Source organism: Brevundimonas sp. GN22, assembly GCF_054824005.1.
Window position 1 is genome coordinate 1 of the sequence record NZ_JSYD01000099.1, and the last position, 7,904, is coordinate 7,904.

The following is a 7,904-nucleotide window of genomic DNA, read 5'->3' on the forward strand; positions in this document are numbered from 1 at the left end:
GGGGAGCGGGGTCGTGGTTGGGGCGGCGATGAATTTCGGGCGCCAGGCGGGACCGAACTTGCCTTTGTAGGCGCGCAGGCCCTGAAAGCCGTAAATGGCATTGGCTTCTTCAAAGATGAGCGCCCCCACGCGGGCGAACACAGGCGAGGTGCGGCGGTCCTCAAGGCCCGATAGCGGAGCCATGCCAAGGTCCAGATGGTCGATGCCGGTTTCGCGGCACCACTGGGCGATGCGGGTGAACAGATAGTCCATCACCCCGTGCGGACCATCCGGCACATAGCGCATCAGGTCGATCATCGCCTCTTTGTTGCCCGCGCCCATTAGCAGGTTGGCAAAAGCGACCATGCGCCCCTCTTCGCGCACAACGGCAATCGGGGACTGGTTCAGATAGCTGATGTCGAAACGGCCGAGTGAAAACTCTTTTTCCGTGCCCTCGTGGTGGTCCAGCCATGCGTCGGAGACAGCACGTAACTCGGCCTCGTGCTCGACAGCCTCTCCGGGCATCAAGACCGAGAAGATCGACCCTTCCCGCTCGGCGCGGTTCACTGCCGTTCGCAGGTTTTGCTTGCCCTTGCCCTCGGTGGAGAAGCTGTGGGTGGGTACGACCGCAGCCTCGCCAACCTTGCGCATCGCCAAGCCCATGGTCGCCAGATCAGCCAGCAAGCGTTCGCTGACGGAGTAAAACACAGGCGCGCCGCCATAGGAGTCCGCCATCTGCGCGAACGACCACAGCAGTTCCAGTCGCTCCGATACAAGACCGGCCGGTTCGCTCATGGCAATCCAGCGACGGCCCCGTACACGATAGGCCAAGAAGCTGTAGCCGGTGGGTGAGAACAGAAGCGCCTTGTCGCCCAGCAGCGCCAAGCGCGCCTCGGGCGGGGCCACCTCGGCCTGCCCCAGAGCCAGCCGCGCGCGCTCTATATCGGCAGGCGTTGCCGGACCATGGCTGCGCGCACCGGGGGCCGTTAGCAGCGAGCGGAAGGCCACGACGAGCGTCAGAATGGCCAGAACCGCGCTTGCCCGCAAAAAGCCGGACGCCTGCGTATCGGTTAGGAAGGTCCACCACAGTTCGTCGCGGTAGGGGACCTCGCGATAGGCAAAGAAGCCCAGCCAGACCATGGCGATAACCGCAGCGGCCAGCATCAACAACCAGCCCGGACGAAGGGGCTCTCCCAGCCGTGAGCGGCGGTTGAAGGCCGACCGGCACGGCCAGAGCAAAAGGGCCGCCAGAAGCATCTCGGCGGCCTGCATGAAGTTCAGGCCCTTGAGGATCGAGAAGACCGCGCCAATGATCAGTCCCACCAATGCGGTGTAATAGGCCCCGCGGCGGCGACGCCACAGGCCCGCCGATACGAACAGAAGCAGGAAGCCCGTCACACTCGCTGCGAAGTGGCTGAGGTCGATCACCAGCGGCTCGGCCCAGTGATCCAGCGCGTTCAAGCGGTCATGAAACTCCGGCGTCACCGCCGACAGCAGCATTAGCCCGCCGAGCAGGAAGCTGGCGATGGCAAACAATTGAGGCGTCAGCTCGAAAGCCAGACCGCCCAATCGGCGCAATATGCGGTGAAGAGTCTGGCTGCGTCGTTGAGTCATAAGGAGTCTTGGGGGATGTCTCGAGATGCCGCGCTTTTTGCCGATGCGTGGCAGTTAGAAGGTCATTTTTGGGCGCTCGCAACAATCCTTTACACGGCGTGTTCACCTTTTAGCGAGCGGCTTCCCAGCTCGCCAATCGAGGAGTTCGACATGATCCGCAAGACCGCCCTGCTCTCCGGTATCGCTGGTGCCCTGATGTTTGCCGCCCCTGCTCTGGCACAAGAAGCACCACAGGACGCCGATGCGCCGGCTACGGCAACTCAGGAGGCTGCCCAACCGCAGAGCCTGACCCTTACTCCGGGTACGGCTGTGAAGAGCGCCGACGGCACCGAACTTGGTAAGCTGGTGGGTGTCCAAAATGGCGCTTCCGGTCAAGAATTGACTGTTCGCGGTGCTGATGGATCGGTACGTCCAGTGTCCGTAGCAGGCATTAAGCAACAAGGTACCGATATCGTCGTCGATGCGACCGCATCCGACTTCCAGACCGCAGCGCCGATCGCGGGCGCAGAGCCGGCACCGGCAGCCGAGCCTACTCCGGCAGAGCCGACTGACGAGCCGACCGAAGAGCCGGCAGAAACTCCGGTTGACGAACCGCGCACCTAAGGCGGGCAGGTTCCAACCAAAAGAAAGGGCGCCCGGAAGGGGCGCCCTTTTTTCGTGCCTGAAACGCGGTTTTAGCGGCGCTTTTTAATCAGGCCCAGAAGGAACAGCAGGATCACGGCACCAACGGTGGCGACAATGATACCGACAATCCAGCTACCTGCGGCGTCAAAGCCGAGCACATTGTTGGCGAGGAAGCCGCCGATGAGGGCACCTGCGATACCCACGATCAGGTTGGTCAGCAGGCCATGTTCCCGCTTCATAATCTTTTCGGCCAACCAGCCGGCTACAATACCGATGAGGATCCACGCGATCCAACCGAAACCACTCATGGTCAAGTCTCCCAATAACGTTCCAAGGCCTTTGCCTTGGTATGATAATGCCAATAGCGCCGGTCGGTTGCGCCACGGCGGGGCAGGGTGCCCATAGCCAAGCGGCGCCAAGCTTGCTGACCTCCACTCAAGCGTTCGGAAAGTGGGCACTTATGGTGTCGTTTTGGAACAGACGAGGTTGGTGTGGCTAAAGAGATCGATTTGCATATCGGGCGCCGACTGCGTCGCCGCCGCCGCGTTCTGGGGCTGACCCAGCAACAGTTGGGCGATCGTCTGGGTATCCGCTTCCAGCAGGTCCATAAATACGAGTGCGGAGCCAACCGGATTTCGGCAGCACGCCTTTGGTATCTGGCCAAGGCGCTGGAGATCGACCTCGGCTATTTCTATGACGGTTTCGAGGACGCTGACGGCTTCGTTGATACGGCCCCTAGCCGTGCTGCCCTGCAGGCCGATCAACTGTAATTTCTTGCAAGGACACTGTTCTACTCGCCGGATCAGACCAGCGCGTGTAAGGCAGGGGCCATGACCGAACTCGAAGCCTTCGCCGTTGAATTGGCCAAGATCGCCGCCAAGGCATCCTTGCCGTTTTTCCGCACCGACATTGCGGAAGTGAACAAGGCCGGACCCGGCGCTTTCGATCCTGTAACCGAGGGTGACCGCGCGGCAGAACGCGCTCTGCGCGAGGCGATCAAGGCGCGTTACCCAGAGCACGGCATCATTGGCGAAGAGTATGGCGAGGACAGGCCGGAGGCAGAAACCGTCTGGATTCTCGATCCCATCGACGGCACTCGCGCCTTCATCTCGGGCCTGCCGCTGTGGACTACGCTGATTGGTCTGCGTCAGGGCGGTGTGCCCACTATCGGTGTGGTCGGCCAGCCCTATATCGGCGAGATTTTCATTGGCGGCCCCAGTGGTGCGCGCCTGATCGACCGCGAAGGAAATCAGACAGCGTTGCGCACACGGGCGTGCGCCGATCTGGCCGATGCTGTGGCAGCGACGACCGATGCCGACATTTTTCAGGGCGCTGACCGTGATGGGTGGGAGCGCCTCAAGACGAGCGTGCGTCTGGCCCGTTATGGCTGTGATGCCTATGCCTATGCCATGCTGGCTGCGGGCCGGATCGACGTCGTTGCAGAAAGCGAGCTCAAGGTTTGGGACTGGTCGGCGCTGATGCCGCTGGTGAAGGCGGCAGGCGGCAGTTTTACCGGGTGGGACGGGCAGGCCCCGACGGCCAAGGACGGGCGCGTGCTGGCAGTGGGCGATGCCGCACTGACGGCACCGGCGCTGGCGCGCCTGAACGGATAAGGGCGGCCGCCGAAGCCGCCGCCCCCTTCAATGATCTTAGTCGCGGGTAGGACGCCCCGCAGCGATGAAGGCCGCAACGCTCGGGAAGCTCTTGGGCGAGCGGTCCCCACCGCAAACGACGGCCTTCACATAAGCGTCGAGGCTGTTGGCCGGAATCGGCTCGAAATCGAGATCGTTCGGAATGCGTTCCTCGACCGATCCGTCGGCGGCGTAATAGACTTCCTCGCCGGCCTTTGACTGGTTGGCCGAGCAGCGGAAGCTGAGTTCGGTCACCGAGTGCGACAGGTTGCCGGTGTCGCCCGAGGCGGGGACCCGGGCCACCTGAGCGATGGTGACACCGTTGGTCTGTTTGACGCCGTTCACGTCGGTCATGAAGACCGTATGACTGCTGCGCGACACGATGTTCCAGTCGGCACCGGAGGGTGCCGCTTGCGCTTGTGCGGGCGCGGCGAATTCTTCTTGAGCCTGGACGCTGCCGAAGCCACTGGCTGCGAGGGTCAACGCGAAAATAGACAGAGTAAGCATCTGCACATCCTCCCCATGTGTAAGTGCATTTTCGCCCAAGGTTACAGTTTTGCAATGGGGAACCGCGGGACGATGTCGAGGTTTTGCCCTGTTCACACTGCAAGGTAGCGGCATGGCCAAGACCAGACTGAGCATTATCGTCGTTTTGAGCGCCGTTGTTATGGCTTTCGGGGCCTCCGCCCAGCCTTCCGGATCGGGGGCAACTGTCCGCGGTGCTCCTGTGACTCAAGCACCCTTCGAGTCCGAGCGGATCATCGTCGAAGTTCGCGGCAGGCCCGATGGTCCTGATGTGGTGCTGATACCGGGGTTGGCTTCGACATCGGCGGTTTGGGCCAAGCTGGTGCCTGAACTCGAGGGGCAGTACCGGCTTCACCTGGTGACGGTGCGCGGCTTTGGCGAATATCCAGCACAAGGCAACGCCAGCGGCTATCTGGGTACCGCAGTCGCGGCCGAGATCAGCCGTTACATCGAAACCGAAGGCCTGCAGCGACCAGCGGTGATCGGCCATTCGATGGGCGGGCAGTTGGCGCTGCGCATAGCGGCGGACGGCGGAGACAGCATCGGCAGGGTGATGCTGGTGGACTCCTCGCCCTTCTTCCCGTCGCTCATCAATCGCGGGGCGACCCGAGCCGACGTCGAGCCTTTGGCCCGTCTGGCCTACCAAGGCGTGATGCTGTTGGGCGATGACATGTTGCGAAGCCATCCTGCCCGTCTGGGTCTGGACCTCGGCGACGGTGCCGACCGCGTGTTTAATGGGCTGGGATGGCAGGGCGGTGATCGCCGCGTGCTGGCTCAAGGCGTATTCGAGGTGCTGACGACGGACCTGCGTTACCGTCTGCCCGACATCACCGCGCCGGTGACCATCGTCTATGGCTGGAGCGCGGATGCCAGTAGCCCGCGCGCTGTAGTTGACGACCTGTTCCGCTACAGCTTCATGAACCTGCGCCAGCCCGCCCGTTTCGAGCGTGTGCAAGGCGCGGAGCACATGGTGATGATCGATCAGCCGCGCACGTTCGGGCGTCTGGTGCAAGAGTTCCTGCGCTAGTTCCCCTGAAGCTCGCGCACAGCGCCTTGTAGTGCAGCGTCATCCATGATCTCGACCGGAAGGACGTGCTGCGGTTGGTGGGGTACGTTGTTGCCTCGCCCCCGACCGCGATAGACCTTCATGGGCACAGCCATTTGAACAAGGCCGCTGGGCAAATCTTCCAGCCGCGTGTCCATATAAACGGTGTCGGCCGCCGTTTCGCGACCGATCTGAGTAGCACCCGCGGCTTTCCACACATCCACTGCATCAAGGCAGGCGGACGCGCACATCGAATCCGTCAGGACATAGACCTTACCGGCAACCTGTTGGACAGGATCGGTGACGACGGCGTCAGCCGTCTCGCGCTCGATACCCAGATCCTCGCGCCAGTAGATCTCGCCCGCCTCCTGCGCCGTGCGCATGCCTCGGACCATCGTGTCCAAATAGCCCAGTACTTCCGGATTTGCCTGCGCGCCGCGCAAGTCGGCGGCAAACGCGTCCAGTGCCGACCAGTTGGCTTTTGAGGCCCTCCAGTCCACCCCGTCCGACGATTTCATCTTGTGCACTTCGAGCCACGGCTCGCCCCACAGGATGTTGGCCATCTGACGGCTCCAGTGGGATGAACCTCCGCCATTGTTCCGCAGGTCGAGGACGACATAGGGCGCGGTGCGTAGGGTAGCCTGTTCAGCCTGCATTCCCTCCAGAACTGCGGTCAGCTTGGGATAGCTTGTTCCTTGCGGACTTCCATCGAAACTGGGCGTGGAAATCCAGAAGCCGCCGTCCTGAAGCTTCTTTACGCCAAAGTCGCCCGCGGCGGGGCGGAGGCGAGAAAGCTGGTCGTTCAATTCATCGTCGCCGACCTGCCATTCAAGCGCATAGTCGCGGGGACTGCCGTCGACCTGGAACCGGCACGTTGTTGGAGATGCGATCCAGGGGTTCTGCGCATCCTGAAACAGCCAACTGCCTAAACGGACATGCATGGCTTTCAGGAACCAGCGCCCTCGAAACTGGCCGATGCGGCGTGCGGCCAGTTCATCGGCAGGGACGCCATCACAGTCTATCAGGCGCGCACCCAGAGGCGGCACGCTGGCATCGCCTTCACGGGTCGCCGCGACCCGTTGGTCGTCACCAATGAAACGGGTCAGGAATCTGGGCCAGCGGGTTTGAAACTGGAACCCTTGATCCTTCATCATGATGCTGACGTGGCCATCGTTAAAGCTGGCGATGTATTCACGCAGGGCCCACCACCAGCCGCCCGCATCGGTGGTCTGGTCGGCGCGCTGCAGAGCGCGTGCCAGACCCGCATCGACCTGTTTGTGAAAATCGGGGTTGAGGGTGTCATGGGCGCCGGGATGGCTGTCGATCAGTGCGGCGTGGACGGCTTGGGCGTCGTCCCGCAGGGTCTGCGCCCAGTCGCGCGGCTGATTGATAGTCGGCTGGGGCGCAGAAGCTTCCTGGGCATACGCGCTGGAGGCCAAGAGCCAGACCACAGCAGCAAGACCTGAATATTTCATCGCACCCTCCCGCGAAACACGGGCGCCGAGCCCACCTTTGCAATATCGGCAGTTTGCTATTGCGCAGGGGGCTTCGCAACGAACTAGTTTGTAATGTTCAGGGTCTCCAGCACCGCCTTGCCGTAGCGATCCAGCTTGCCCGCGCCGACACCGCTGATGCGGCTCAGTTCATGCTCGTCACGCGGACACTGGACGGCGATCTCCACGAGCGTCTTGTCGGTAAAGATGACATAGGGCGGCACGCCCTGTTCCTTGGCACGGTCGCGGCGCCAACCGCGCAGCGCCTCGAAGCGGGCGCGTACGTCGGTGTCGAGACTTTCCATGGGCAGGTTGCGACCAGCGTTGCGGCGCGGCTTCTCGACGACGACCTCGCGGGCCGGAGCCTGACGCACCCGCACTGAACGCTCGCCGCGGTAGACGGATCGCACGGCTTCGGCATCTCCAAGACGCAAGGTCGGTTTGCCGTCGTTGGGGTCTTCAACCAACAGGCCCTCGAACATCAGATGGTCGATCACATCGCGCCAGCCGAGGATGCTGAGGTCCGATCCGATGCCAAAGGTCGACAGGCCGCTTTCCCATGGCTGAACATCCTTGGTGCGTCCGGTCAGGTGATCGACGACGCGGGTGCGACCGAACCGCTCACCCAGACGCTGCACGGCGGCCAGTGCCTTTTGCGCAGGAACCAGAGCATCGAAGGTGATCGGCGGATCACCGCAAATGTCGCAGCAGCCGCAAGGCTCGGCAGCGCTCTCACCGAAGTATCGACGCACGGCCTGCGGGCGGCAGGTGGCCCCGTCCAGCATGGCGAACAACTGGCGCACCTTGCGGGTTTGAACCTGTTTGACCTCTTCGGCCATCGGGCGGCCTTCGAGGCGGCGCAGCGACCAAGCAATATCGGATGGCCCGAACAGGGTGATGCCCTCGGCCGGTTCGCCATCGCGGCCCGCACGGCCCACTTCCTGCCAATAGGCCTCAAGGCTACCCGGCGGATCGCAGTGGATGACATAGCGC

At 62.7% G+C, this 7,904-nt stretch carries 8 protein-coding genes and 1 pseudogene; 4 read left to right on the forward strand and 5 right to left on the reverse strand.

Annotated elements, in window-relative coordinates; all coding sequences use genetic code 11:
- Positions 1–1,593 (reverse strand): phosphatidylglycerol lysyltransferase domain-containing protein (locus OB03_RS12650; RefSeq protein ID WP_461344384.1); only part of this gene is annotated, 1,593 nt, incomplete at its 3' end.
- A gap of 150 nt (positions 1,594–1,743) precedes the next feature.
- Here OB03_RS12650 and OB03_RS12655 point away from each other — a divergent pair.
- On the forward strand, positions 1,744–2,196 hold the full coding sequence (locus tag OB03_RS12655; RefSeq protein ID WP_461344385.1) for a superoxide dismutase: 453 nt from the start codon (positions 1,744–1,746) through the stop codon (positions 2,194–2,196).
- A gap of 71 nt (positions 2,197–2,267) precedes the next feature.
- Here OB03_RS12655 and OB03_RS12660 read toward each other — a convergent pair whose 3' ends face one another.
- On the reverse strand, positions 2,268–2,525 hold the full coding sequence (locus OB03_RS12660) for a GlsB/YeaQ/YmgE family stress response membrane protein (RefSeq protein WP_242912789.1): 258 nt from the start codon (positions 2,523–2,525) through the stop codon (positions 2,268–2,270).
- A gap of 183 nt (positions 2,526–2,708) precedes the next feature.
- On the opposite strand from OB03_RS12660, the pseudogene OB03_RS12665 reads away from it, so the two are divergent.
- Both OB03_RS12665 and hisN read left to right on the forward strand, forming a co-directional pair.
- Positions 2,709–2,927: pseudogene (locus OB03_RS12665) on the forward strand (helix-turn-helix domain-containing protein); the annotation flags it as partial.
- A gap of 120 nt (positions 2,928–3,047) precedes the next feature.
- A complete protein-coding gene (hisN, locus tag OB03_RS12670; RefSeq protein ID WP_461344386.1) occupies positions 3,048–3,830 on the forward strand; it encodes a histidinol-phosphatase in 783 nt (260 codons plus the stop codon).
- A 36-nt stretch (positions 3,831–3,866) separates the two neighbouring features.
- On the opposite strand, the gene OB03_RS12675 is transcribed toward hisN, so the two are convergent.
- Positions 3,867–4,355, reverse strand: a complete 489-nt coding sequence (locus tag OB03_RS12675) for a hypothetical protein (protein ID WP_242912792.1) — start codon at positions 4,353–4,355, stop codon at positions 3,867–3,869.
- Positions 4,356–4,467: 112 nt separating this feature from the next.
- On the opposite strand from OB03_RS12675, the gene OB03_RS12680 reads away from it, so the two are divergent.
- On the forward strand, positions 4,468–5,400 hold the full coding sequence (locus OB03_RS12680) for an alpha/beta fold hydrolase (protein ID WP_461344387.1): 933 nt from the start codon (positions 4,468–4,470) through the stop codon (positions 5,398–5,400).
- Here the strand turns inward: OB03_RS12680 and OB03_RS12685 are convergent.
- Together OB03_RS12685 and OB03_RS12690 are read right to left on the reverse strand one after the other, a co-directional pair.
- A complete protein-coding gene (locus OB03_RS12685; protein ID WP_461344388.1) occupies positions 5,397–6,893 on the reverse strand; it encodes a S41 family peptidase in 1,497 nt (498 codons plus the stop codon). The two genes, OB03_RS12680 and OB03_RS12685, sit on opposite strands and share 4 nt — an antisense overlap.
- Before the next feature lie 83 nt (positions 6,894–6,976).
- Positions 6,977–7,904: HRDC domain-containing protein (locus OB03_RS12690; RefSeq protein WP_461344389.1), on the reverse strand; the 928-nt coding region annotated here is incomplete at its 5' end.